The sequence below is a fragment of the Streptomyces pratensis genome, assembly GCF_016804005.1.
In the GTDB taxonomy this organism is placed as follows: domain Bacteria; phylum Actinomycetota; class Actinomycetes; order Streptomycetales; family Streptomycetaceae; genus Streptomyces; species Streptomyces pratensis_A.
This window is the reverse complement of record NZ_CP051486.1, coordinates 1-23,750: the sequence shown is the minus strand read 5'-3', so window position 1 is coordinate 23,750 and position 23,750 is coordinate 1. Positions and strand designations below refer to the sequence as shown.

At 66.4% G+C, this 23,750-nt stretch carries 21 protein-coding genes; 11 read left to right on the top strand and 10 right to left on the bottom strand.

What is annotated here, in order from left to right:
- Nucleotides 1-13: 13 nt before the first annotated feature.
- The 3 genes from HED23_RS00125 to HED23_RS00115 all read left to right on the top strand — a co-directional run bounded on the left by HED23_RS00125 (nt 14) and on the right by HED23_RS00115 (nt 3,238).
- Nucleotides 14-718, top strand: a complete 705-nt coding sequence (locus tag HED23_RS00125) for a PadR family transcriptional regulator (protein WP_203181434.1) — start codon at nt 14-16, stop codon at nt 716-718.
- Between the two features lie 61 nt (nt 719-779).
- A complete protein-coding gene (locus tag HED23_RS00120; RefSeq protein WP_203181433.1) occupies nt 780-1,862 on the top strand; it encodes an inositol-3-phosphate synthase in 1,083 nt (360 codons plus the stop codon).
- Nucleotides 1,863-1,954: 92 nt separating this feature from the next.
- Entirely contained in the window at nt 1,955-3,238 is a 1,284-nt protein-coding gene (locus tag HED23_RS00115; RefSeq protein ID WP_203181432.1) for an MFS transporter, read from the top strand.
- Between the two features lie 164 nt (nt 3,239-3,402).
- On the opposite strand, the gene HED23_RS00110 is transcribed toward HED23_RS00115, so the two are convergent.
- Nucleotides 3,403-4,845: a CCA tRNA nucleotidyltransferase gene (locus HED23_RS00110; RefSeq protein WP_203181431.1), complete on the bottom strand. Its 1,443-nt coding sequence runs from the start codon at nt 4,843-4,845 to the stop codon at nt 3,403-3,405.
- Nucleotides 4,846-5,025: 180 nt separating this feature from the next.
- Between HED23_RS00110 and HED23_RS00105 the strand changes: the two genes are divergently transcribed.
- From HED23_RS00105 to trxA, 7 genes are all read left to right on the top strand, one after another.
- Nucleotides 5,026-7,323 (top strand): DUF6049 family protein, encoded by a 2,298-nt coding sequence (locus tag HED23_RS00105; RefSeq protein WP_203181430.1) that lies wholly within the window; start codon nt 5,026-5,028, stop codon nt 7,321-7,323.
- A 49-nt stretch (nt 7,324-7,372) separates the two neighbouring features.
- A complete protein-coding gene (gene murJ / locus HED23_RS00100) occupies nt 7,373-9,532 on the top strand; it encodes a murein biosynthesis integral membrane protein MurJ (RefSeq protein ID WP_203181429.1) in 2,160 nt (719 codons plus the stop codon).
- Between the two features lie 129 nt (nt 9,533-9,661).
- Nucleotides 9,662-11,356: a protein kinase family protein gene (locus HED23_RS00095; protein WP_203181428.1), complete on the top strand. Its 1,695-nt coding sequence runs from the start codon at nt 9,662-9,664 to the stop codon at nt 11,354-11,356.
- 25 nt (nt 11,357-11,381) lie between these two features.
- Nucleotides 11,382-12,083 carry an RNA polymerase sigma factor SigM gene (sigM, locus tag HED23_RS00090; protein WP_203181427.1) on the top strand — a complete coding sequence of 234 codons (702 nt, stop codon included), beginning with the start codon at nt 11,382-11,384 and terminating at the stop codon, nt 12,081-12,083.
- Entirely contained in the window at nt 12,080-13,015 is a 936-nt protein-coding gene (locus tag HED23_RS00085; protein WP_203181426.1) for an anti-sigma factor family protein, read from the top strand. The genes sigM and HED23_RS00085 overlap by 4 nt, the downstream gene beginning before the upstream one ends.
- Before the next feature lie 118 nt (nt 13,016-13,133).
- Nucleotides 13,134-14,105 carry a thioredoxin-disulfide reductase gene (trxB, locus tag HED23_RS00080; RefSeq protein WP_203181425.1) on the top strand — a complete coding sequence of 324 codons (972 nt, stop codon included), beginning with the start codon at nt 13,134-13,136 and terminating at the stop codon, nt 14,103-14,105.
- A gap of 43 nt (nt 14,106-14,148) precedes the next feature.
- Nucleotides 14,149-14,484 carry a thioredoxin gene (gene trxA, locus HED23_RS00075; RefSeq protein WP_203181424.1) on the top strand — a complete coding sequence of 112 codons (336 nt, stop codon included), beginning with the start codon at nt 14,149-14,151 and terminating at the stop codon, nt 14,482-14,484.
- A 75-nt stretch (nt 14,485-14,559) separates the two neighbouring features.
- Here trxA and HED23_RS00070 read toward each other — a convergent pair whose 3' ends face one another.
- From HED23_RS00070 to rpmH, 9 genes are all read right to left on the bottom strand, one after another.
- Nucleotides 14,560-15,177, bottom strand: a complete 618-nt coding sequence (locus HED23_RS00070) for a GNAT family N-acetyltransferase (RefSeq protein WP_203181423.1) — start codon at nt 15,175-15,177, stop codon at nt 14,560-14,562.
- 306 nt (nt 15,178-15,483) lie between these two features.
- Nucleotides 15,484-16,596 (bottom strand): ParB/RepB/Spo0J family partition protein, encoded by a 1,113-nt coding sequence (locus HED23_RS00065; RefSeq protein WP_203181422.1) that lies wholly within the window; start codon nt 16,594-16,596, stop codon nt 15,484-15,486.
- On the bottom strand, nt 16,593-17,687 hold the full coding sequence (locus tag HED23_RS00060) for a ParA family protein (protein ID WP_203187288.1): 1,095 nt from the start codon (nt 17,685-17,687) through the stop codon (nt 16,593-16,595). The genes HED23_RS00065 and HED23_RS00060 overlap by 4 nt, the downstream gene beginning before the upstream one ends.
- Nucleotides 17,688-17,991: 304 nt before the next feature.
- Entirely contained in the window at nt 17,992-18,708 is a 717-nt protein-coding gene (gene rsmG / locus HED23_RS00055; protein ID WP_203181421.1) for a 16S rRNA (guanine(527)-N(7))-methyltransferase RsmG, read from the bottom strand.
- Nucleotides 18,709-18,807: 99 nt separating this feature from the next.
- The gene (locus HED23_RS00050) at nt 18,808-19,317 is read right to left on the bottom strand and encodes a protein jag (protein ID WP_203181420.1); all 510 of its coding nucleotides are present in this window, start codon (nt 19,315-19,317) and stop codon (nt 18,808-18,810) included.
- 14 nt (nt 19,318-19,331) lie between these two features.
- Nucleotides 19,332-20,600, bottom strand: coding sequence for a membrane protein insertase YidC (yidC, locus tag HED23_RS00045; RefSeq protein ID WP_203181419.1), 1,269 nt, complete (start codon nt 20,598-20,600; stop codon nt 19,332-19,334).
- A 3-nt stretch (nt 20,601-20,603) separates the two neighbouring features.
- A complete protein-coding gene (yidD, locus tag HED23_RS00040) occupies nt 20,604-20,963 on the bottom strand; it encodes a membrane protein insertion efficiency factor YidD (protein WP_203181418.1) in 360 nt (119 codons plus the stop codon).
- Entirely contained in the window at nt 20,960-21,331 is a 372-nt protein-coding gene (rnpA, locus tag HED23_RS00035) for a ribonuclease P protein component (RefSeq protein WP_203181417.1), read from the bottom strand. Before rnpA ends, yidD begins: the two co-directional genes overlap by 4 nt.
- Nucleotides 21,332-21,349: 18 nt before the next feature.
- The gene (gene rpmH, locus HED23_RS00030) at nt 21,350-21,487 is read right to left on the bottom strand and encodes a 50S ribosomal protein L34 (protein WP_014047156.1); all 138 of its coding nucleotides are present in this window, start codon (nt 21,485-21,487) and stop codon (nt 21,350-21,352) included.
- A 381-nt stretch (nt 21,488-21,868) separates the two neighbouring features.
- Between rpmH and dnaA the strand changes: the two genes are divergently transcribed.
- On the top strand, nt 21,869-23,650 hold the full coding sequence (gene dnaA, locus HED23_RS00025) for a chromosomal replication initiator protein DnaA (RefSeq protein ID WP_203181416.1): 1,782 nt from the start codon (nt 21,869-21,871) through the stop codon (nt 23,648-23,650).
- The last annotated feature ends 100 nt before the right edge of the window (nt 23,651-23,750 follow it).

The following is a 23,750-nucleotide window of genomic DNA, read 5'->3' as shown; positions in this document are numbered from 1 at the left end:
GGAGGAGGCGAAGGTGAGCAGACGCTCCGGCATCCTCGAATTCGCCGTACTCGGCCTGCTCCGCGAGTCCCCCATGCACGGATACGAGCTGCGCAAGCGCCTCAACACTTCGCTGGGGATCTTCCGTGCCTTCAGCTACGGCACCCTCTACCCCTGCCTCAAGACGCTGGTCGCCAACGGCTGGTTGATCGAGGAACCGGGAAACGTTCCGGCTCTGCCACCGGCCGCGGGGCGCGGGGTCGCCCCCGCGTCCTCATTGGCCGGGCGCCGCGCCAAGATCGTCTATCGATTGACGGCGGAAGGTAAGGAGCACTTCGAGGAACTGCTCTCGCACACCGGCCCGGACTCCTGGGAGGACGAGCACTTCGCTGCTCGTTTCGCCTTCTTCGGGCAGACCGAGCGCGAGGTGCGGATGCGCGTGCTCGAAGGCCGTCGTAGCAGGCTGGAGGAGCGCCTCGAGAAGATGCGCGCTTCTCTTGCCCGCACCCGCGAACGACTCGACGACTACACGCTTGAGCTGCAGCGACACGGCATGGAGTCCGTGGAGCGCGAAGTGCGCTGGCTGAACGAGCTCATCGAGAGCGAGCGGTCGGGACGGGATCAGCGACGATCCTCGCCCGAGAGCTCCAATCAGCACAACACATCAGGAGAGACGGGCGGCCTGCCCCGGCACCGGGACGACGACTCCCGGCCGGATCCGTCCGACGACACGAAGTGACATCCCCGCAGATCCGCAAGGCGTCATCGGGGAACACCGAAATACACAGGGAGCAATCGGCATGGGTTCGGTTCGCGTAGCCATCGTCGGCGTGGGCAACTGCGCCGCCTCGCTGGTGCAGGGCGTCGAGTACTACAAGGACGCCGATCCGGCCGGCAAGGTGCCCGGTCTGATGCACGTTCAGTTCGGCGAGTACCACGTGAGTGACGTCGAGTTCGTCGCCGCTTTCGACGTCGATGCGAAGAAGGTCGGCCTCGACCTCGCGGACGCCATCGGCGCCAGCGAGAACAACACCATCAAGCTCGCCGACGTGCCGAACACCGGCGTGACCGTTCAGCGCGGCCACACCCATGACGGCCTGGGCAAGTACTACCGCGAGACGATCGAGGAGTCCGACGACGCCCCCGTGGACGTCGTCCAGATCCTCAAGGACAAGCAGGTCGACGTCCTCGTCTGCTACCTGCCGGTCGGTTCCGAGGTGGCTGCGAAGTTCTACGCGCAGTGCGCCATCGATGCCAAGGTCGCGTTCGTCAACGCCCTCCCGGTGTTCATCGCCGGCACCAAGGAGTGGGCCGACAAGTTCACCGAGGCCGGTGTCCCGATCGTCGGCGACGACATCAAGTCGCAGGTCGGCGCCACCATCACGCACCGCGTGATGGCGAAGCTCTTCGAGGACCGGGGCGTCATCCTGGACCGCACGATGCAGCTGAACGTCGGCGGCAACATGGACTTCAAGAACATGCTCGAGCGTGAGCGCCTGGAGTCCAAGAAGATCTCGAAGACCCAGGCCGTCACCTCGCAGATCCGTGACCGCGAGCTCGGTGCGGACAACGTCCACATCGGCCCGTCGGACTATGTTGCCTGGCTGGACGACCGCAAGTGGGCGTATGTACGCCTCGAGGGCCGCGCCTTCGGCGACGTTCCGCTGAACCTGGAGTACAAGCTCGAGGTCTGGGACTCCCCCAACTCCGCCGGTGTCATCATCGACGCCGTGCGCGCTGCGAAGATCGCCAAGGACCGCGGCATCGGCGGCCCGATCCTCTCTGCATCCTCGTACTTCATGAAGTCCCCGCCGGTCCAGTACTTCGACGACGAGGCCCGCGAGAACGTCGAGAAGTTCATCAGCGGCGACGTCGAGCGCTGATCCAGGCGGTCACACGTCAGTGACGCTTCTCCATGTGGGGGGTCCGGGGGCAATCCGCCCTGTGGCCCCCCGCATGTGTGACCCTTGCACACATGCCTGTCGTGCGTGATCTGGGCGTGCTCCTGCGCCTTCGGAACTTCCGTCGCCTGCTCGCTGTACGGCTTCTCTCCCAGTCGGCCGACGGTGTCTACCAGGTCGCCCTCGCCACCTATGTCGTCTTCTCACCGGAGAATCAGACGACGCCGGGTGCCATCGCCTCCGCCATGGCTGTGCTGCTGCTCCCGTACTCACTCATCGGCCCCTTCGCCGGAGTCCTGCTGGACCGCTGGCCCCGTCGCCAGGTCTTTCTGTACGGAAATCTGCTGCGCGCCGCGCTGGCATGCTGCACGGCCCTGTTGCTCCTGAGTCCCGTTCCGGACTGGCTCTTCTATGCCTCCGCGCTCTGCGTGACGGCCGTCAACCGCTTCGTGCTGGCGGGCCTGTCGGCAGCCCTGCCTCGCGTGGTCGATACAGAGCGGCTCGTCCTCGCCAACTCCATTTCCCCGACGGCCGGTACGCTGGCCGCTACCGCGGGCGGGGGTCTCGCCCTGGCTGTCCGGCTGCTGACGGACGGGTCCGACGCCACTGTGGTCCTCCTGGGCGCGATCCTCTACCTCCTCTCGGCACTGGCCTCCCTGACCTTGCCCCGCACACTCCTCGGACCGGATCGAAGCCTGCACCACGTGCGGTTGCGGGAGGCGCTGACCACCACCGCCCGAGGGCTCGTCGCGGGGTTGCACCACCTGGCTGAACGGAAGGACGCGGCGCACGCACTGGCTGCGATAACGGTGCTCCGCTTCTGCTACGGAGCACTGACCGTGATGGTGCTGATGCTGTGCCGCTACGCCTGGTCCGACAGCGAGTCCGACGGCTTGGCCCTCCTCGGCCTCGCACTCGGCGCCTCTGCTGCGGGGTACTTCGTGGCCGCCGTGATGTCCCCATGGGCGGTCGGCCGCTTCGGGCGATACGGCTGGCTGGCTGGATGTGCCGGCGCAGCCGCTCTCCTTGAGCCGGCACTGGGACTCTCGTTCACCCCTGCGCCGATGCTGGCAGCGGCCTTTGTTCTCGGACTCGTGACCCAGGGCGCGAAAATCGCGACGGACACCGAGGTGCAGACCTCCGTGGACGATGCCTACCGAGGCCGGATCTTCTCGCTCTACGACGTCCTGTTCAACGTCGCCTTCGTCGCTGCCGCAGCCATGTCGGCCCTCGTGCTCCCTCCTGATGGGCGGTCCGTCGCCGTGGTCCTCACCGTGGCCGCGCTCTACGCGCTCGTGGCGGTAGCCATGCTTCACCGGCGGCGCGTAAGCATCGCCCTGAGATCACGGGATGAGTGAGGGGCGTTGTTTCACGTGAAACAACGCCCCTCAGAAACCGCATCGGACTTTCGCCCTGCTGTCATGCCGCACGTTTCACGTGAAACATGACCCCTCCCCAGCCCTCAGGCATGCCCGCCTGGCCGGTCGGCCACAGGACGGCTGAACCACACCCAGAGGCCGTGTCAGCCCTGTGCGGCCCACCATTCCTTGAGAGCCTCGACCGCAGCGTCGCGCTCCATCGGGCCGTTCTCCAAGCGCAGCTCCAGCAGGAACGAGTAGGCCTTGCCGATCACCGGCCCGGGCTCCACACCCAGGACGCTCATGATCTCGTTGCCATCCAGATCGGGCCGGATCGCCTCCAGCTCCTCCTGCTCCTGCAGTTGTGCGATGCGCTCCTCGAGTCCGTCATAGGTACGCGAGAGGGCGTTCGCCTTGCGCTTGTTGCGCGTCGTGCAGTCGGAGCGCGTCAGCTTGTGCAGCCGGTCCAACAGCGGCCCCGCGTCCCGCACGTACCTGCGCACGGCGGAGTCGGTCCACTCTCCGTCGCCATAGCCGTGGAAACGCAGATGCAGCTCAACGAGTTTCGAGACGTCCTTGACCATGTCGTTGGAGTACTTGAGCTCCGCCATCCGCTTCCGCGTCATCTTGGCTCCGACCACTTCGTGGTGGTGGAACGAGACGCGGCCGTCCTTCTCGAAGCGTCGCGTCCTCGGCTTCCCGATGTCATGGAGCAGTGCCGCGAGACGCAGCACGAGATCCGCACCCTCCTCCTCCAGATCGATGGCCTGCTCCAGAACCGTCAGGGAATGCTCATAGACGTCCTTGTGGCGGTGATGCTCATCACTTTCGAGACGCAGGGCGGGAAGCTCGGGCAGTACATGGTCGGCCAGTCCCGTATCCACGAGAAGCCCCAGCCCCTTGCGGGGGTGGCTGGAAAGCAGCAGCTTGTTGAGTTCCTCACGGACCCTCTCGGCAGAGACGATCTCGATGCGTCCAGCCATGTCCGTCATGGCCTTGACCACGTCGGGAGCGACCTCGAAGTCCAGCTGCGCAGCGAAGCGCGCAGCGCGCAGCATGCGCAGAGGATCGTCGGAGAAGGACTCTTCAGGGGTGCCCGGAGTGCGCAGTACGCGCTGAGCCAGGTCGTCGAGGCCGCCGTGCGGGTCGATGAACTCCTTCTGGGGCAGTGCGACTGCCATGGCGTTCACCGTGAAGTCACGGCGCACGAGATCTTCCTCGATCGAGTCGCCGTAGGAGACCTCGGGCTTGCGTGAGGTTCTGTCGTACGCCTCCGACCGGTAGGTCGTGACCTCGATCTGGTAGCCGTCCTTCTGCGAGCCGACGGTGCCGAACGCGATACCGACCTCCCAGACCGAGTCGGCCCAAGGACGGACGATCTTGAGTACGTCCTCCGGGCGGGCGTCGGTCGTGAAGTCGAGGTCGTTTCCGAGCCTGCCGAGCAACGCGTCACGGACCGATCCGCCGACCAGGGCGAGGCCGAATCCGGCCTCCTGGAATCGGAGGGCGAGGTCATCGGCGACGGGGGACACCCGCAGCAGTTCGCTGACTGCGCGGTGCTGCACCTGGCTCAGTGCACGGGGGCTGTCTTCGTTGGCATTCGGCACAACAGAAAAGGGTACGTGTACCGACCGGCCCGGGCGTCATCGTTTCTTGCGGCCCTGCGAGACTCTCCCGATCATGGGGCACGGTCCCCGGCACTCAGGCGTCGGGCACATCGTTACCATGCGGGGACGCAGAGACCGGCAGGGCCTGCACCAGCTGACGACGACGAGGGACGGATACGCGTGGCCGAGGCGGCAGACTTTCAGGGGACGAATCCCTCCCCTGCCCGCCGGTGGCTCCGGCGCACAGCCTCCTTGATCGTCGGGGCGCCGTTGATCGCCGGTCTCCTTGCCGGTCCCGCAGCGCCCTCGGCGCAGGCCGAGGGGGCGACGAAGGCACCGACCGGCTCACGCACCGTCGATGTGTCCCTGGACACGCTCGCCCCCAGCGCTCCGGTCGAAGGCGACACACTCACCGTCTCCGGCACCCTGACCAACAAGGGCAAGAAGACGGTCACGGACGCCGAGGTCGACCTGCGCGTCGGTCCGCGGCTGTCAGGCAGAGGAGCGGTCGACGAGGCTGCGAAGCGCACCGGGTACCAGCCGGGCAGCGACCCGGCCAAGCTCGGCGGCTCGTACACGCTGAAGGTCCCCAAGCTCGCGTCCGGGGTCAGTCAGGACTTCACCCTCGCCGTTCCGGTGGACAAGCTGGACCTGGACGCCGAGGGTGTCTACCAGCTGGGGGTATCCCTCACGGGCCGGACCACCGACTACGCCTACGACCAGGTGCTCGGCATCCAGCGAACCTTCCTGCCGTGGCAGCCGGAGGACACCAAGAGCAAGACCAAGCTCACGTTCCTCTGGCCCTTGATCGCTACAGCACATGTCACGGCCGAGACGGGATCCGACGAACAGCAGACCCCGGTATTCGCCAATGACGATCTGGCCCTCGAGCTCGCCCCGGGCGGCCGACTCGAACAATTGGTCTCGCTGGGGCGCCAGCTCCCTGTGACTTGGGTGATCGACCCGGATCTGCTGGCCTCCGTCGACGCGATGACGAAGAACTACCGCGTCAAGGTAGGGGACACCACTGTCGCGGGGACGAACCAGGCCATCGCCAAGAAGTGGCTCACGGATCTGCAAGCGGCTGTGAAGGACGGAAAGGTGGTGGCTCTGCCGTTCGCCGACCCCGACCTCGCCTCCATCGCGCACCGCGGGAAGAACGTCTCGGGCGCCCTCAGCCATCTGCAGACGGCGACCGAGGTCGCGAGCACGACGGTGGAAACCGTCCTTCACGTGAAGCCGTCCACCGATTTCGCCTGGCCGGTGGACGGTGCGATCGACCCCTCCGTCGTCGACGTCGCCACCTCGGCCGGCGCGCACAAGGTGATCGCCCGCAGCGACAGCCTCGAGGAGACCGGCGGTCTGCCCTACACACCGACGTCGGCCCGCCCGATCGGTGGTGGCACCACCGCTGTCGTCTCCGACTACCGGCTCTCCACTGCGTTCACCGGCGACATGTCCAAGGCAGGTGCCTCGACACTCGCCGTCCAGAAATTCCTGGCGCAGACACTGGCAGTGACGGAGCAGGTGCCGGACAAGGAACGCAGCATCGTCGTCGCCCCGCAGCGGACCCCCACCGCCGCCCAGGCCCAGACAATGGCACGAGCCCTGCAGGCCCTCACAGCCGAACACTGGACACAGCCGCTCGACCTGACGGCGGCAGCTGACCAGAAGCCCGACGCACAGGCCACCACCAAGGTGCCCAGGGCTTCCCAGTACCCGAAGAAGCTGCGAAGCCAGGAGCTGCCGACCCAGGCGTTCCAGGACATCAGGACGACACAGGACTCGCTCAACAGCTTCCAGATCATCCTCACGCAGCCGGACCGGGTAGTGACCCCCTTCGGGAACGCGATCAACCGCTCGGTTTCGACGTCGTGGCGGGGCAGGCCGCTGGAGGCGCAGCGGTACCGCGATGACGTCCGCACCTACCTCCAGGGCCTCACCAACGAAGTCCAGCTGATCACGAAGTCGGACGTGACTCTGTCCGGACGCAGCGCGACGATCCCTGTGACCGTGCAGAACAAACTGGTGCAGGGTGTCGATCACCTCGTACTCCGCCTGACGTCGGGCAACGCCACACGCCTCAAGCTCAACGACGGCGGAGCGGTCGCCGAAAAGCCCGTCGAGATCGCGGGCGGGCACAGCCAGTCCGTGAAGTTCGACGCTTCGGCAAACGCCAACGGCCAGGCACAGGTCACGGCACGGCTCTTCACCACTGACGGCGCACCGTACGGCGAAGAGATGACCTTCACGGTGAAGGTCTCGGAAGTCACACCGACGGTCCTCCTGGTGATCGCAGGCGGGCTGCTGCTGCTGGTCCTCGCGGGCATCAGGATGTACACCCACCGCAAGCGCACCGTCGCGGGCGGCACGGCGGAGAACAACGGCGGCGAACCCGAGCAGCCGAGTGACCCGACGCCGGACACCGGTCCGGAAAGCGGTAACCCATCGGGCCCGGGTGAGAAAGTGGACCGTTGAGCGATGTCTGTCGGGGCCTGTCGGCCGGGGACAATGAGGTGGGGTTTCGATGAACGCGCCGTACGACGGTGACCGCGGCCAGGGCGCGGGCGGAGCTGGGTCTTCCAGCGGTCCGCCGGTGCCACCCGGCGCCGGCCGGGACGGGGAGGTACCCGACCCTTACCTGCAGCACGCGTACGACCACGATCCGTACCGTGCCCACGATCTCGCCTCACAGGACCCGGTGGCCGAGGCACTCTACGACCGTGCCGCCCATCCCCCACCGCCTCCGGGTACCTATCAGGAGCCACAGGCCCTCTATCAGCAGCCTCCCGCGGCCCAGTACGCCCCTGACCCCCACCTCTGGGCCCAGACGCCGCCACCGGAGCCCGCAGGCCCCTCCCGGCACCTTCCCTACGGCGACAACGCAGCGACCACCCAGTACGTAGGAGTGGACGACCTGGTCACTCGGGCTTCCGACGACCGCGGGGAGCAGGACGCCTTCGCTCACCTCTTCCGGGACCAGGAAGGCTCGGGCCGTCCATCCGGTCCTCCGGCCGAACCTGAAGCGGCTCCGGCCCCCACGCCTCCGAAATCCGGTGGTCGGGCAGCCGGGATACTGAAATCCAGTGCGCTGATGGCGGCGGGCACCCTCGTGTCCCGGCTCACCGGTTTCGTCCGCAGCCTCGTGATCACGGCAGCGCTGGGTGCCGCGGTTCTCGGTGACAGCTTCACCATCGCCTACACCCTGCCGACCATGATCTACATCCTCACCGTGGGCGGCGGTCTGAACTCGGTCTTCGTACCTCAGCTGGTCCGGTCCATGAAGGACGACGAGGACGGCGGCGAGGCGTTCGCCAACCGGCTGCTGACACTCGTCATGGTCGCGCTCGGCCTGATCGTCGTGATCGCTGTGTTCGCCGCACCACAGCTCGTGCACCTCATGTCGAGCACGATCGCGAACGATCCGGAAGCGAACACGGTGGCGGTCACCTTCGCCCGCTACTGCCTGCCGACCATCTTCTTCATGGGCATCCACGTGGTGATGGGCCAGATCCTCAACGCCCGTGGAAAGTTCGGCGCGATGATGTGGACCCCCGTCCTCAACAACATCGTCATGATCTTCACGTTCGGCCTGTTCATCTGGGTCTACGGCACCTCGGCCGAATCCCGGATGGGCGTGGAGACGATCCCGGCCGAGGGCGTCCGGCTCCTGGGCATCGGCACACTGCTCGGCTTGGTGGTCCAAGCCCTGGCCATGATCCCGTATCTCCGCGAGGCAGGATTCCGCTTCCGTCCGCGCTTCGACTGGAAGGGCCACGGGCTCGGAAAGACGATCAAGCTCGCCAAGTGGACGGTCCTGTTCGTCCTCGCCAACCAGGCCGGTGTGCTCGTCGTGACCCAGCTGGCCACCTCTGCGGGGAAGCTCGCGGACAAGGACGGCTCGGGCTTCCTCGCCTACTCCAACGCACAGCTGATCTGGGGCATGCCTCAGGCCATCATCACCGTCTCCGTCATGGCCGCCCTGCTGCCCCGCATCTCCCGCGCCGCCCATGACAACGATCCGGGGGCCGTTCGCGACGACATCTCGCAAGGTCTGCGGAATTCCGCGGTGGCGATCGTGCCCGTCGCCTTCACCTTCCTCGCGCTCGGCCTGCCGATGTGCACGCTGCTCTACGCCTCCAGCGGCACCGAAGCGGCACGGTCGATGGGCTTCATCCTGATGGCGTTCGGCCTCGGTCTCATCCCGTACTCCGTGCAGTACGTCGTACTGCGTGGCTTCTACGCGTACGAGGACACCCGCACGCCCTTCTACAACACGGTCATCGTCGCAGCGGTCAATGCAGCAGCCTCTGCCCTCTGCTACGTGATTCTTCCGGCCCAGTGGGCAGTCGTGGGAATGGCGGCCTCCTACGGGCTGGCTTACGCAGTCGGCGTCGGCATCGCCTGGCGGCGGCTGAGCAACCGGCTCGGCGGCGACCTCGACGGGCCCCGTGTGGTGCGGACCTACGCCCGTCTCTGCCTCGCTGCGATCCCTGCGGCCGTGGTCGGCGGCGGCGTGGGCTTCGCTCTCCTGAAGACCCTCGGCGAGGGAGCCGGCGGGTCTGTGGTGGCGCTGGTCTGTGGCAGCGTGGTGCTGCTGGGCATCTTCTTCGTCGCTGCGAAGAAGATGCGTATCGAGGAGCTCAACGGCATGGTCGGCATGGTCCGGGGACGACTCGGGCGCTGAACACACTCCGAGCCGCACAACCATCGCTGGACACCGCGTGTCGTGCATAGCGCCGGAGTGTGGGCACAATTGGCGTGACTGTGCAGAGCTGGCTGGCATCGCGCAACGGATGGGGAGGCAGGAACGACGGTGGCGGAACGTAGCACGGCTGCTGTCGACGTGGCCGACAACAGCGGCGACGAGCCGCTGACCGCCAAGGCGGACGCGGCCACGACCGACGGGACGGCACAAACCCAGGACGAAGAGGGCGCGAGCTCGCAGGACGACGCGGCCGTGCGTGACAGCTCGGACGCCGTTCCGGCATCGCCCGACCTGCACAGCGGCCACAAGCTGGCCAGACGCTATCGCCTCGAGGAGTGCATCACCCGGCTGGACGGATTCAGCAGCTGGCGTGCTGTCGACGAAAAACTGCGGCGCGCCGTGGGTGTCCATCTGCTGCCCGCAGACCATCCGCGCGCCCGCTCCGTGCTGGCTGCGGCTCGCTCCTCCGCACTGCTCGGTGACCCGCGCTTCGTCCAGGTCCTGGACGCCGTCGAAGAGGACGACCTCGTCTATGTCGTCCACGAATGGCTCCCCGATGCCACCGAGCTCACAGCGCTGCTGGCAGCCGGCCCCCTGGAAGCCCACGACGCGTACCAGCTCGTGAGCCAGATCTCCCAGGCCATGGCTGCGGCACACCGCGAAGGTCTCGCGCATCTGCGACTGACGCCCGGCGCCGTGCTGCGCAGCTCGACCGGCCAGTACCGGATCCGCGGCCTGGCTGTGAACGCCGCTCTGCGCGGCATCACCGCCGATCAACCACTGCGCACGGACACCGAAGCCATCGGCGCACTCCTCTATGCAGCCCTGACCCGCCGCTGGCCCTACGAGAGCGACGCCTACGGCCTGTCCGGGCTTCCCAAGGATCTGGGCCTGATCCCTGCGGATCAGGTGCGGGCCGGTGTCCATCGAGGCCTGTCCGAACTCGCCATGCGCGCGCTGGCGAACGACGGCGCCACCGCCTCACGGCAGGAACAGCCGTGCACCACGCCGGACGAGCTGGCGAAGGCAGTCGCGGCCATGCCGCGCGTCCTCCCACCTGAACCCGCCTTCACGGCACCCCCCGAGTACCAGCGCACGACTTATCAGCAAGGCACCTACGGGCGCCCGTCGGCGCGCCCCGCATCAGTCACCCAGCCTGTGATCACGGTCCCGCCGCCTCCTCTCCAGAGCCGTACGGGCAAGGCGCTCAAGTGGGCGGTGTCCGCTCTGCTCATCGCGGCCCTGGGCCTCGGGAGCTGGCAGCTGGCGGAAACCGTCCTCGATCAGGGCAACGACTCCGGGGAACCGGTCCCGACACGGACCACCGAGGACGGCGACGACAACAACGCCGCCGAGCCCAGCAAGCCCGTCACCATCGTGGGAGCCGAGGACTACGATCCGCTCGGCGACGGCTCGGAGAAGCCCGCCTCGACGGCGAACGCCTACGACGGGGATCCCAGCTCGGTCTGGAACACCGACGGCTACTACACGGCTGCCTTCGGCAACCTCAAAGAGGGCGTGGGAATCGTCCTCGACCTGGGCAAGGTCCAGGAGGTGGGCAATGTCGACGTGTCCTTCCTGGGAAACACTTCGGTCGAACTCAGAACCACCGACGGCTCGTCCATTCCGCAGGCGCCCGGCGGCTTCACCTCGGTCGCGCAGGGCTCAGGGACAAAGGTGTCCCTCAAGCCGGACAAGCCGGTGCGGGCACGGTACGTTCTGGTCTGGCTGACCAAGCTGCCGCTGAGCAATGACGACGGCAGGTATCGAGGCAAGGTCGCGGACATCAAAATCACGAGCTAGCGGCACCAGGGGAGGGGGCTCACCGTTGGACGACGCCAGATTCGCCGACATCAGCGATCAGGATCTCCTGGCCCAGCACGTCGCGGGTGAAGCGGACGCCTTCGGTGAGATCGTGCGACGACACCGTGACCGCCTCTGGGCCGTGGCCCTGAGGACCCTCGGCGACCGCGAGGAGGCCGCAGACGCTGTGCAGGATGCACTGGTCTCCGCGTTCCGCGCCGCTCACACCTTCCGAGGCCAGTCCGCCGTCACCACGTGGCTGCACAGGATCACCGTCAATGCCTGCCTGGACCGTGCCCGCAAGACGGCTTCACGCAGGACCGCGCCCGTCGACGACGCCGAGCGACTAGATCAGCTCATGGAGCCTCACGAGTCCGCGGAGGCCCCCGCCGAACGGCAGGACCTGCACCGAGAGCTTCTGGCTGCACTGACCACCTTGCCTGCCGAACAGCGCGCCGCTCTCGTCCTCGTGGACATGCAAGCGTACCCAGTGGCTGAAGCTGCACGCATCCTCGATGTGCCCACCGGAACGGTGAAGAGCCGTTGTGCGCGGGGCAGGGCCAAGCTGCTCCCCTTGTTGACCCATCTACGCAGCAACAGAACGGACAGCCAGGACAGCTCAGTGGCAAGGAACCGGACGCAGAGGACATCCGTCCCACCGGCGTCAGGACCAAGAGACGCAGGCGACAGCGACCCTGCTGTGAAGGGTGGAGGTGGGCTCGCATGACATCCACAGCTGACACAACTCAGCACCCGGACGCATCGGAGATCTCCGACCTCACCGAAGGTCTGCTCCCACCGTCCCGCGCGGCAGCGCTCCGCCACCACATCGACGCTTGTACAGAGTGCGGCGAGGTCCACTCCTCACTTGAAGAGATCCGCTCGCTGCTGGGCGCGGTGCTCCCCGTCAGCGAGCCGATGCCCGCCGACGTGACTGACCGGATCAACGCGGCGCTGGCCGCAGAGGCAGAGACTGCGGCTTCCACCCCACCGGCCGTCTCCTCAATTCCTGTTTCACGTGAAACATCACCGGACAGCGTGACCGTGCCTCGGCCTGCGGGCCACCCTCGCGGTGCCACCGGGCCGGGCCGGAGGCCGAGTCGCCGTCGGCGGCGCACGGTGATTATCGGCACCGCCTTCGGCGCAGCGGCCGTCGGCATGAGCGTCCTCCTGCTCCAGTCTCTTGCCCCTTCCCAGGATTCAGCAGGCACGATGGCCGACCGTGGAGTCAGCGCCGCAAAGAAGAGCCAAGGGGAATTTTCGGAAGGCACCCTGGAAGGCCGTGTCCATACGCTTCTCAGCGAGGCCAGGGCATCCGAGGAGGCATCCGAGGTCACGAGCCATGACCCGGGCAAGCCCTCCGTGGACACCAAGTCATCACCGGGGGACACGTCACCCGGCAGCGCGTCCCCCCACACTGCAATGCGCGCACCGAGCGTGGAGGTCCCCCCTTGCGTCCTGCTGGGCACCGGCCGGGAGGCCCCCGCTCTGGCTCTGGAGGAGGGCAGCTATCAGGGGACCGGTGCCTTCCTGGTCGTCCTCCCTCATGCTGACGACTCGAGTCGCGTCCAGGCCTATGTCGTCGACGCGTCCTGCGTGGACTCCGCGCCTGCGAGCAAGGGGCAGCTCCTGCTCACGCACTCCTACACACGCCCTTGAGACCTTGTCGTGAGCGGGACCGGCTTTTCGGGAATGCAGGCCCCGTAGGATCCGTTGGGTGGGGTGAGAGTCGTGGAACCGACCCCAGTAGGCAGTCTGCAGAGACGAGGAAGAACCCGTGAGCGACGTCCGTAATGTGATCATCATCGGCTCCGGGCCGGCTGGTTACACCGCCGCCCTGTACACCGCTCGCGCATCGCTGAAGCCGCTGGTGTTCGAGGGAGCCGTCACCGCAGGCGGTGCGCTGATGAACACCACCGACGTTGAGAACTTCCCGGGCTTCCAGGACGGCATCATGGGCCCTGAGCTCATGGACAACATGCGTGCCCAGGCTGAGCGCTTCGGCGCCGAGCTCATCCCGGACGATGTGGTCTCCGTCGACCTCTCTGGAGAGATCAAGACCGTCACGGACACCGCGGGTACAGTGCACCGCGCCAAGGCAGTCATCGTCACAACGGGATCTCAGCACCGCAAGCTCGGCCTGCCCAACGAGGACGCTCTCTCCGGGCGCGGTGTCTCGTGGTGTGCCACCTGCGACGGGTTCTTCTTCAAGGACCAGGACATCGCCGTGGTCGGTGGCGGCGACACGGCCATGGAAGAGGCGACCTTCCTCTCCAGGTTCGCCAAGTCCGTGACGATCGTCCACCGCCGCGACTCCCTTCGTGCCTCCAAGGCCATGCAGGAGCGCGCCTTCGCCGACCCGAAGATCAAGTTCGCATGGGACAGTGAGGTCGCCACGGTGCACGGGGACCAGAAGCTCTCCAGCCTCACCCTGCGCAACACCAAAACCGGTGAGACGTCCGACCTTCCTGTGACGGGCCTGTTCATCGCTGTCGGCCACGACCCTCGCACAGAGCTCTTCAAGGGCCAGCTCGACCTGGATGACGAGGGCTACCTCAAGGTCGAGGCCCCTTCGACGCGCACCAATCTGAAGGGTGTCTTCGGCGCCGGCGACGTCGTCGACCACACCTACCGACAGGCCATCACAGCCGCCGGGACCGGCTGCTCGGCAGCTCTCGATGCAGAGCGCTTCCTGGCCGCTCTCTCCGACGAGCAGCTCGCCGAGCCGGAGAAGACCCCGGCAGTCTGACTGCTCCCCCGAACCCACACCCCGCGAAGTTAAGGAGGCCGCCGTGGCCGGCGCCCTGAAGAACGTAACTGATGACTCCTTCGATGAGGACGTCCTGAAGAACGAGAAGCCCGTGCTGGTGGACTTCTGGGCCGCCTGGTGCGGACCGTGCCGCCAGATCGCGCCTTCGCTGGAGGCCATCGCAGCTGAGTACGGCGACGAGATCGAGATCGTCAAGCTCAACATCGACGAGAACCCGGCCACTGCGGCGAAGTACGGCGTGATGTCGATCCCCACGCTCAACGTGTACCAGGGCGGCGAGGTCGCCAAGACCATCGTCGGCGCCAAGCCGAAGGCCGCGATTCTGCGCGATCTTGAGGGCTTCATCGTCCAGAAGTGACGACTGACTGTTTCACGTGAAACGGGCCCACCCTTCGGGGCGGGCCCGTTTCACGTACCTCAGCGGTCACGCAGGTCAGAGAGGCCTGAGCGCCGGCTCCTTCTGCACGGCGCCCAGCAGTCTGTCCAGCGCCAGCTCGACGTCTTCTTTCCAGGAAAGTGTCGTCCGGAGCTCCAGCCTCAACCGCGGATGCGCGGGGTGAGGTCGGACCGTCTTGAACCCGACCGCGAGCAGGTGATCCGCCGGCAGCACACACGCTGGTTCTTTCCACCGCGCATCACCGAAAGCCTCGATCGCCTTGAAGCCGCGTCGCAGCAAGTCCTTGGCAACCGTCTGCACCATCACGCGTCCCAGTCCCTGCCCCTGAAATCCCGGCATGATCAAAGCTGTCATCAGCTGTACGGCATCGGGGGATACGGGGCTGGTTGGAAACGCGGTGGACCGGGGGACGTACGCAGGCGGTGCGTAGAGAACGAAGCCGACCGCGACATCGTCCACATAGACGACTCGTCCGCAGGATCCCCACTCCAGCAGCACGGCGGAGATCCACGCTTCTTTCTCGAGTTCAGGCCTGCCTGCCTTTACCGCGGCTTCCCCGCTGACCGGATCAAGTTCCCAGAAGACACACGAGCGGCAGCGCCTGGGGAGGTCCGGAAGGTTGTCCAGTGTGAGCGGTACGAGCCGACGCCCCATGTAGGCGGTTCCTCACTTCCTTCGCCCGCCGCATCACGTGCGGCTGCCAGCGCACTCCGTTCTCGGAACAGGCTGCCGACGAACCCTCCGACAACACCAAGCCCCAACCCGACTGACACCAGGTGGCTGCGATTCACTGATCGCACGGCCGCCGCCTCCTCTGAGGTGGATCACGGTGATGGATACGCCATACCAGAACGCATCGTATCCACCCAGAGGTGATGAGGACACCGAGAGATGGCAAAGGGCGGGCCGAGTTCCGGAGAACTTCCCAGAACTCGACCCGCCCAGCGCGATCTGTCAGGCTCAGGCCTCGTCGGCCTCAGCCTGCTCTTCCTTGATACTCCGGTCCAGCGCGCGGCCCTCACCCGGGGCAAGGCTGCCGAGAATGCGGTCCAGATCCTCCATCGATGCGAACTCGACGACGATCTTTCCCTTCTTCTGTCCGAGGTCGACCTTCACTCGCGTCTCGAACCGATCGGAGAGACGCGAAGCAAGATCCGTCAATGCAGGTGAGACCCGGCCGCCGGCCCTGGGCCCCCGGGGCTTCGCAGAACTCGTGGGCTCTGATCCGAGGAGATTCACGATCTCCTCGACCGCACGCACGGACAGCCCTTCGGCCACGATGCGGTGAGCCAGCCGGTCCTGTTCCTCGGAGTTGTCCACCGACAGCAAGGCCCTCGCATGCCCGGCCGACAGAACTCCTGCCGCGACCCTGCGCTGCACAGGCGGAGACAGCCGCAGCAGGCGGAGCGTGTTCGACACCTGCGGTCGGGACCGGCCGATTCGGTCTGCCAGCTGATCATGCGTGCACTTGAAGTCCTTCAGCAGCTGATCGTATGCCGCCGCCTCTTCCAAGGGGTTCAGCTGAGCTCGGTGAAGGTTCTCCAGGAGTGCGTCGAGAAGCAGCTTCTCGTCATCAGTAGCACGGACGATGGCCGGGATGCGCTCCAGGCCGCCTTCCCCACATGCCCTCCAACGGCGCTCACCCATGATGAGCTCGTAGCGGTCCTCGGCGACCTTGCGTACGACGACGGGCTGGAGGAGACCGACCTCCTTGATGGAAGTGACCAGCTCCGCCAGAGCGTCCTCGTCGAAGACCTCTCGAGGCTGCCGGGGGTTGGGCACAATCGAGGCGATGGGGATCTCAGCGAAGTACGCACCAGCGGCTTCGGACTGCCCGGCGTCGGCCGGCATCTCCCCGACGGGAGAACTCGGCTCCGGGACCAACGTGCCGGAGGGGAGCGCGGCCAACTTCGCAGCGGCCACCCCACGCTCGGCGGTCAGCACGGGTGATGTGCCCGCCGCGTCCGTCCCGGACGCGGGACCGCCGGCGATCTGCCTCTCCTGCGGAGCTGCGGGAATCAGTGCACCGAGTCCACGCCCCAGCCCCCCCAGCCCTCTACGACGCTCACTCACTGCATGCCCTCCGAATGGCTCTGATGGCTGTTCTGGAAGCCCGTATGGGCAGGCTCGCCCGTCGGCGCGTGCTGTGCTTCGTAATGCACTCCCACACCTCTCAGCGCGATCTCTCGGGCGGCCTCAAGGTACGACAAGGAGCCGCTGGAGCCCGGATCGTACGTCAATACGGTCTGCCCGTAACTCGGCGCCTCCGAGATACGGACCGAGCGAGGAATGCTGGTCCGTAGAACCTCCTTGCCGAAGTGGGTACGCACCTCCTCCGCTACCTGAGAAGCAAGCCTTGTCCTGCCGTCGTACATGGTGAGCAGGATGGTCGATACGTGGAGGTCAGGGTTCAGATGCCCTCGGACCAGATCGACGTTCCGAAGCAGCTGACCGAGGCCCTCCAATGCGTAGTACTCGCACTGAATCGGGATGAGCACCTCTGCTCCGGCCACGAGAGCATTGACCGTCAGCAGGCCTAGCGACGGCGGACAGTCGATGAGGATGTAATCCAGCGGCTGGTCATACGCCTGGATCGCCCGCTGCAGCCGGCTCTCCCGTGCCACCAGCGACACCAGCTCGATCTCCGCACCGGCGAGATCGATGGTGGCAGGCGCACAGAAGAGACCTTCGACGTCCGGGACCGGCTGGACCACCTCGGAGAGCGGCATGCTCTCCACCAGGACGTCGTAGATGGAGGGGACTTCTGCGTGATGGTCGATCCCCAGAGCTGTGGAGGCGTTCCCCTGCGGGTCGAGGTCCACCACCAGGACGCGCGCGCCATGCAGCGCGAGCGAGGCGGCAAGGTTGACCGTCGAGGTCGTCTTGCCTACTCCGCCCTTCTGGTTGGCAACGACCATGACACGCGTCCGGTCTGGTCGTGGCAGTCCCTCGCCGGCGCGGCCAAGGGCCTCGACCGCCAGCTGGGCCGCACGACCAATAGGTGCGTCGTCCATCGGTGGCGGTGTTTCACGTGAAACACCGTCCCCCAGGGACTCGGTACGGGGACCGGGGACCGGATCGGTCATCGGTCCCGCGATGTTGGCGTCGGACCGCAAGGATTCACTCTCCTCGACTTCAGGCTCGCAATGAACAGAGCCTGCCATGCTTTCGGGGTCGTGAACCAGCGAGGCCGACTGTTCTGTGGATGAATCCGGTTTTGTGGACAACTCGGCAGCCCGTACGGGCTTACGGTCGCGCGGCGCGGCGGCCGCACGACCGCGGCCGATGATTCCCTGCAGCAGAGAGCGACGTTTCACGTGAAACACGATGCCCCTGCGGCACAGCGGCAGGCTCCCGACACTCCGCAGGCAGCGCATATCGCTGCTTTCATGGAGCATCAGCGCAAACGGAAACTTAGCGCATCAAAGGTGGGCGGAATGGAGCACTCAAAGCTCTCGAAGCGAGCACTCATCGGCGACGACGCGTACGACCCACCCTTGCAGCCTTGGCCCGCTTTGCGGCGAACCTCACACCGCCAGGACTCTCCCCGACCACAACACGCACCACGGTGGCCGCAGGATCAACCAGGCCTTCACCAACGTGCAGCACCTCGGTCTCCACGACTCCGAGCTTACTGAGAGCGGCACGAGCCCCCTGGATCTCTTCCTCGGCCGTACCACCCTTGAGCGCCAGCATCTCTCCGTAGGGGCGGAGCAAGGGCACCCCCCACCCTGCGAGACGGTCGAGCGGTGCAACCGCCCGGGCCGTGACCACGTGAACTGGTTGCAGTGTCCCGAGCACCTCTTCAGCCCGGCCTCGGACGACCGTCACGTGATCAAGGCCCAGGAGCTCGACGACCTCCTGAAGAAAGTTCGTGCGACGCAGCAGCGGCTCGAGCAGGGTGATCTTCAAGTCAGGTCGTACCAGTGCCAGCGGAATGCCTGGAAGCCCGGCCCCCGACCCCACATCGCACACCGTGACGCCCTCAGGAACCACCTCGGAGAGCACCGCGCAGTTCAGCAGGTGGCGTTCCCAAAGGCGCGGCACCTCGCGAGGACCGATCAGCCCTCGCTTGACGCCCGCATCGGCGAGCAGCTCCGCGTACCTGACAGCCTCTGGAAAGAACTCACCGAATACCGCCTGCGCCTCCTTGGGCGCCTGAGGGAGTTCTGCTTCCTCCGTCACGGGGACCGTCCTTCCGTACCGCTCTAGCACGCTGACTATCAGGCTGACAAAGATCGGCCCCGCCTGTGAACAGACGGGGCCGACAGTACAAGGATCCGGTCAGGCCGGGAGAACGACGACGAAGCGCTGCGGCTCCTCGCCTTCGGACTCACTGCGCAGACCTGCCGCCGCGACCGCGTCATGCACGACCTTGCGTTCGAACGGGGTCATCGGCTCCAGCTTCACCGGCTCGCCCGAGCTCTTGACCTCATCCGCGGCCTTGGCGCCCAGCGCGGCAAGAACTTCACGCTTCTTGGCACGGAAACCGGCGATGTCCAGCATCAGACGGCTGCGGTCACCGGTCTCGCGGTGCACGGCCAGGCGCGTCAGCTCCTGGAGCGCCTCCAGCACCTCACCGTCACGCCCCACAAGCTTCTGCAGGTCACGCGCCGAGTCGCTGATGATCGAAACCGCGGCCCGGTCCGCCTCCACGTCCATGTCGATGTCGCCGTCGAGGTCGGCGATGTCGAGCAGGCCCTCGAGGTAGTCAGCCGCGATCTCCCCCTCCTGCTCGAGGCGGGTCAGAGTGTCGCTGCCCTCAGCGGCCGGGGTGATGGTGCCTTCCGTCACGGATGGACTCCTTCTTACTTCTTGGACGGGTGCTTGGGCCGCTGCGGGCCCTTGCGCTGTCCGGACTTGGCTTGGCGTGAGGAACCGGACGCAGCGGACTTGCCCGCCGCCTTCGGCTTGTCGTCCTGCGATGCGTCCTGCTTCTCGAGCGAGGTCTTGGACTCCGAGGCGGGAGAGCCGGAGCCCTTCGCCGTGCCGGGATGCGTGGCAGCGGTGTGACGCTTCGCCTTGGGCTGACGCTTGGGCTGCTGGCGCTTGGGAGCGGCACCGCCCTCGGCCTCGAGCACGGCCGCTTCGCTCTTCGCCACCGTCCCGTCGTCCTGGGCGGCGAGGCCGAGCTTCCCCAGACCGGTGATGAACTTGCGCTCGATGTCATTGCGGTCGGGGCCCTTGGCGACGATCGCCTTCACGGTGTTACGCCGCGTCCTGCCCCGCACCTGGCCGTGAGAAGTCACGCTCTTCAGCACGCGGCCCAGGTACTGGTCCTGCGCCTTGCTGCCAGGAGTCGGGTTCTGGTTGATCACGTACATCTGCTGACCCATGGTCCAGACGTTCGTGGTCAGCCAGTACACGAGGACACCGACGGGGAAGTTGATACCCATGACGGCGAAGATCACCGGGAAGATGTACATCAGCATCTTCTGCTGCTGCATGTACGGGGTCTTGACCGTCAGGTCGACGTTCTTCGTCATCAGCTGGCGCTGGGTGAAGAACTGCGACGCGGACATCATCACGATCATGATCGCCGTGACGACACGGACGTCGGTCAGCGAGGCGCCGAGCGCCGCGACCTTCTCTTCGCTGTCCATGAACTTCGCCGCCAGCGGGGCACCGAAGATGTGTGCCTGACGTGCGCTGTCGAGCAGCGGCTGGTCGATGACACCGATCGTCTTGCCCGAGGCGATGGACGAGAGCACGTGATACAGGGCGAAGAAGAACGGGGACTGCGCCAGGATGGGAAGGCACGAGGAGAGCGGGTTGGTGCCCGTCTCCTTGTACAGCTTCATCATCTCTTCGGACTGACGCTGTTTGTCGTTCTTGTAGCGCTCCTGGATCGCCTTCATCTTCGGCTGGAGCACCTGCATGTTCCGGGTCGACTTGATCTGCTTCACGAAAAGCGGGATCAGACAGATCCGGATCAGGACCACCAGGGACACGATGGACAGGCCCCAGGCCCACCCCGTGTCATCGCCGAAGAGCGCTCCGTACAGCTTGTGGAACTGGACGATGACCCACGAAACAGGTGTGGTGATAAAGCTGAACAGACTGGCAATCGTGTCCACTAATCAGGCTCCTTGAGCTTTGGGCGAGGTCTCTGTGGCCGGGCTCAGGGGTTCGGAGACCGACCCCCCGGAAGGCACATCGCCGGCGGAGTCCCCGCCCTTGCCGCCACGCACACAGCTGCGCAGCAGTTCGTGCCAACGCGGACGTTTGCGTGGCGGTACGTGATCCACGCCGCCGGGTGACCACGGATTGCACCGCAGGATGCGCCATGCCGTCAGCGCTGTTCCCTTGATCGCACCGTGCCGGTCGATCGCCGTATATCCATAGTGGGAACACGACGGGTAGTAACGGCAGACAGGCCCGAGGAGCGGGCTGATCGTCCACTGATACAGCTTGATGAGAGCCAGCAGCGGGTACTTCATCGCGCACCCCCTCCCAGCAGCCGCTGAAGAGCGGCGTCCAGGTCTCGGGCCAGCTGTGCATGGTCGGCGTCACCCGATCCGGGTAGCGCTCGTACGACAACAAGGCTACCGGGGGGCAGCTGAGCGAGCCGATCGCGGACCAGATGACGAAGCTTCCGCTTCACCGCGGTGCGAACGACTGCTCCACCCACTGCTTTGCTGACAACGAAACCCGCACGTGGCGGGGGAGCACTGTCCCCTGTCACGTGCGGGTCCGTAACACCGCTGCGTAGATGCACGACGAGTAGCGGGCGTCCGGCCCGACGTCCCCGGCGTACAGCGGCCGCGAAGTCCTCGCGCCGCCTCAGCCGATTCTCGGTAGGCAGCACGTCATGACCTGGCCGCGATCAGGCGGACAGGTTGGCGCGACCCTTGCCACGGCGGTTCGCGAGAATCGCGCGGCCGGCACGGGTACGCATGCGCAGGCGGAAGCCATGGGTCTTGGCGCGACGACGATTGTTCGGCTGGAAGGTGCGCTTGCTCACTCGGGGGCTCCAGAAATGATTCGTGTGTTGGCGGGACATCGCCTGGCTGTCACCGTGCGCCCACGAGGAACTCGCGTAAACGCCTTAGTGCACCGCTTCACAATCACAGATCGTGATGTTTGCCCATCGGAGGCAGGCGGCAGCAGCCATCGACAACTCGACCTGGTCACGGTACGCGCGGCTACGCCATCGGGTCAAACCGGCTTCGCGCCGCCCCCTGCTGTACACAGCCTGTGGACAACAACTTGAACCGTGCGGGTCGGCCTGACTACCGTGGCTGAACTCCGGTTCTTTTCCTTCCTGCCTGCCGGGCCTCACCCGACCCGACCCATCCCGTCCCGAGAAGCACACATTCGTGGGACATGCGAGAGAGCGTGCCTTGTGGCTGACGTACCTGCCGATCTTGCCGCAGTGTGGCCGCGAGTGCTGGAACAACTCCTCGGGGAGGGCCAGCAGGGCGTCCAACCGAAGGACAAGCAGTGGATCGAGCGCTGTCAGCCCCTGGCACTCGTCGCCGACACCGCGCTGCTGGCCGTGCCCAACGGTTATGCCAAGGGAGTCGTGGAGGGCCGGCTCGCACCGCTGATCAGCGAGGCGCTCACCCGTGAGTGCGGGCGGCCCATCCGTATCGCGATCACCGTCGACGATTCGGCCGGTGAGCCGCCTGCTCCGCCCGCGTCCCCGATGCGCCAGCCCCGCCAAGGGCAGCAGTCCCACCGCTACCAGGGGCCCCAGCCCGACGAGCCCTCGCGCAACGACGGGTACGACAGCTACGGCTCCCGTCAGTCGGACGACGGCATGCCGACGGCCCGCCCCGCCTACCCGGACTACCAGCAGCACCGCCCTGAGCCCGGCGCCTGGCCCCGTGCCCAGGAGGACCTCTCCTGGCAGCCCCGGCACGGGGGCTACCAGGATCGCGACCCGTACGCGAGCCCGCGCTCCCAGCAGCCGCAGCACGACTACCGTCCGCAGCCGCCCGAGCACCAGGGTTACGAGCAGCCGCGGGACAGCCGTGACCGCCACGATCTGCAGGACCAGCAGGCCCAGCACCGCCAGGGCGGTCCAGGCACCGGAAGGGCCGGTGGCGGCCCCATGGGCCAGTCCGCGCCCCCACCCGGGGCCGGTGAGCCGCATGCCCGGCTGAATCCGAAGTACCTCTTCGACACCTTCGTGATCGGCGCGTCCAACCGCTTCGCGCACGCGGCGGCGGTCGCCGTCGCCGAGGCCCCCGCGAAGGCGTACAACCCCCTTTTCATCTACGGGGAGTCGGGTCTCGGCAAGACTCACCTGCTGCACGCCATCGGGCATTACGCGCGGAGCCTGTACCCGGGCACGCGGGTGCGGTACGTGAGCTCCGAGGAGTTCACCAACGAGTTCATCAACTCGATCCGCGACGGCAAGGGCGACACCTTCCGCAAGCGCTACCGCGACGTGGACATCCTTCTGGTCGACGACATCCAGTTCCTGGCGAGCAAGGAGTCAACGCAGGAGGAGTTCTTCCACACCTTCAACACGCTCCACAACGCCAACAAGCAGATCGTGCTGTCCTCGGACCGTCCGCCCAAGCAGCTGGTGACCCTCGAGGACCGGCTGCGCAACCGGTTCGAGTGGGGCCTCACCACCGATGTGCAGCCCCCGGAGCTGGAGACGCGCATCGCGATCCTCCGCAAGAAGGCCGTGCAGGAGCAGCTCAACGCCCCGCCCGAGGTGCTGGAGTTCATCGCCTCCCGTATCTCGCGCAACATCCGCGAACTGGAGGGCGCTCTCATCCGCGTGACCGCCTTCGCGAGTCTGAACCGGCAGCCGGTGGACCTCGGACTGACCGAGATCGTGCTCAAGGATCTGATCCCGGGCGGTGAGGACTCGGCTCCCGAGATCACCGCGCCGGCCATCATGGCGGCGACCGCGGACTACTTCGGACTGACTGTCGAGGATCTCTGCGGATCCTCCCGGAGTCGCGTCCTGGTGACGGCCCGCCAGATCGCGATGTACCTCTGCCGTGAGCTGACGGATCTTTCGCTGCCCAAGATCGGCGCCCAGTTCGGCGGGCGCGACCACACCACGGTGATGCACGCCGACCGGAAGATCCGCGCCCTGATGGCGGAGCGGCGATCCATCTACAACCAGGTCACCGAGCTCACCAACCGCATCAAGAACGGCTGACGCGCCGGACCAGCAGCCGGACCAGGCAGCCAGAACCACCGCACCGTGCGCCAAGGGCGCCCCGCGAGGACCTCACCACGTCCTCATGGGGCGCCCTTCT

What these genes read in the sequence shown, in the direction of transcription:
- HED23_RS00070 (WP_203181423.1), bottom strand. Translation starts at nt 15,177, where the DNA reads ATGGGGCGTCGGCTCGTACCGCTCACACTGGACAACCTTCCGGACCTC.
- yidD (WP_203181418.1), bottom strand. Translation starts at nt 20,963, where the DNA reads ATGAAGTACCCGCTGCTGGCTCTCATCAAGCTGTATCAGTGGACGATC.
- HED23_RS00085 (WP_203181426.1), top strand. Translation starts at nt 12,080, where the DNA reads ATGACATCCACAGCTGACACAACTCAGCACCCGGACGCATCGGAGATC.
- HED23_RS00115 (WP_203181432.1), top strand. Translation starts at nt 1,955, where the DNA reads ATGCCTGTCGTGCGTGATCTGGGCGTGCTCCTGCGCCTTCGGAACTTC.
- murJ (WP_203181429.1), top strand. Translation starts at nt 7,373, where the DNA reads ATGAACGCGCCGTACGACGGTGACCGCGGCCAGGGCGCGGGCGGAGCT.
- HED23_RS00120 (WP_203181433.1), top strand. Translation starts at nt 780, where the DNA reads ATGGGTTCGGTTCGCGTAGCCATCGTCGGCGTGGGCAACTGCGCCGCC.
- HED23_RS00060 (WP_203187288.1), bottom strand. Translation starts at nt 17,687, where the DNA reads ATGGCAGGCTCTGTTCATTGCGAGCCTGAAGTCGAGGAGAGTGAATCC.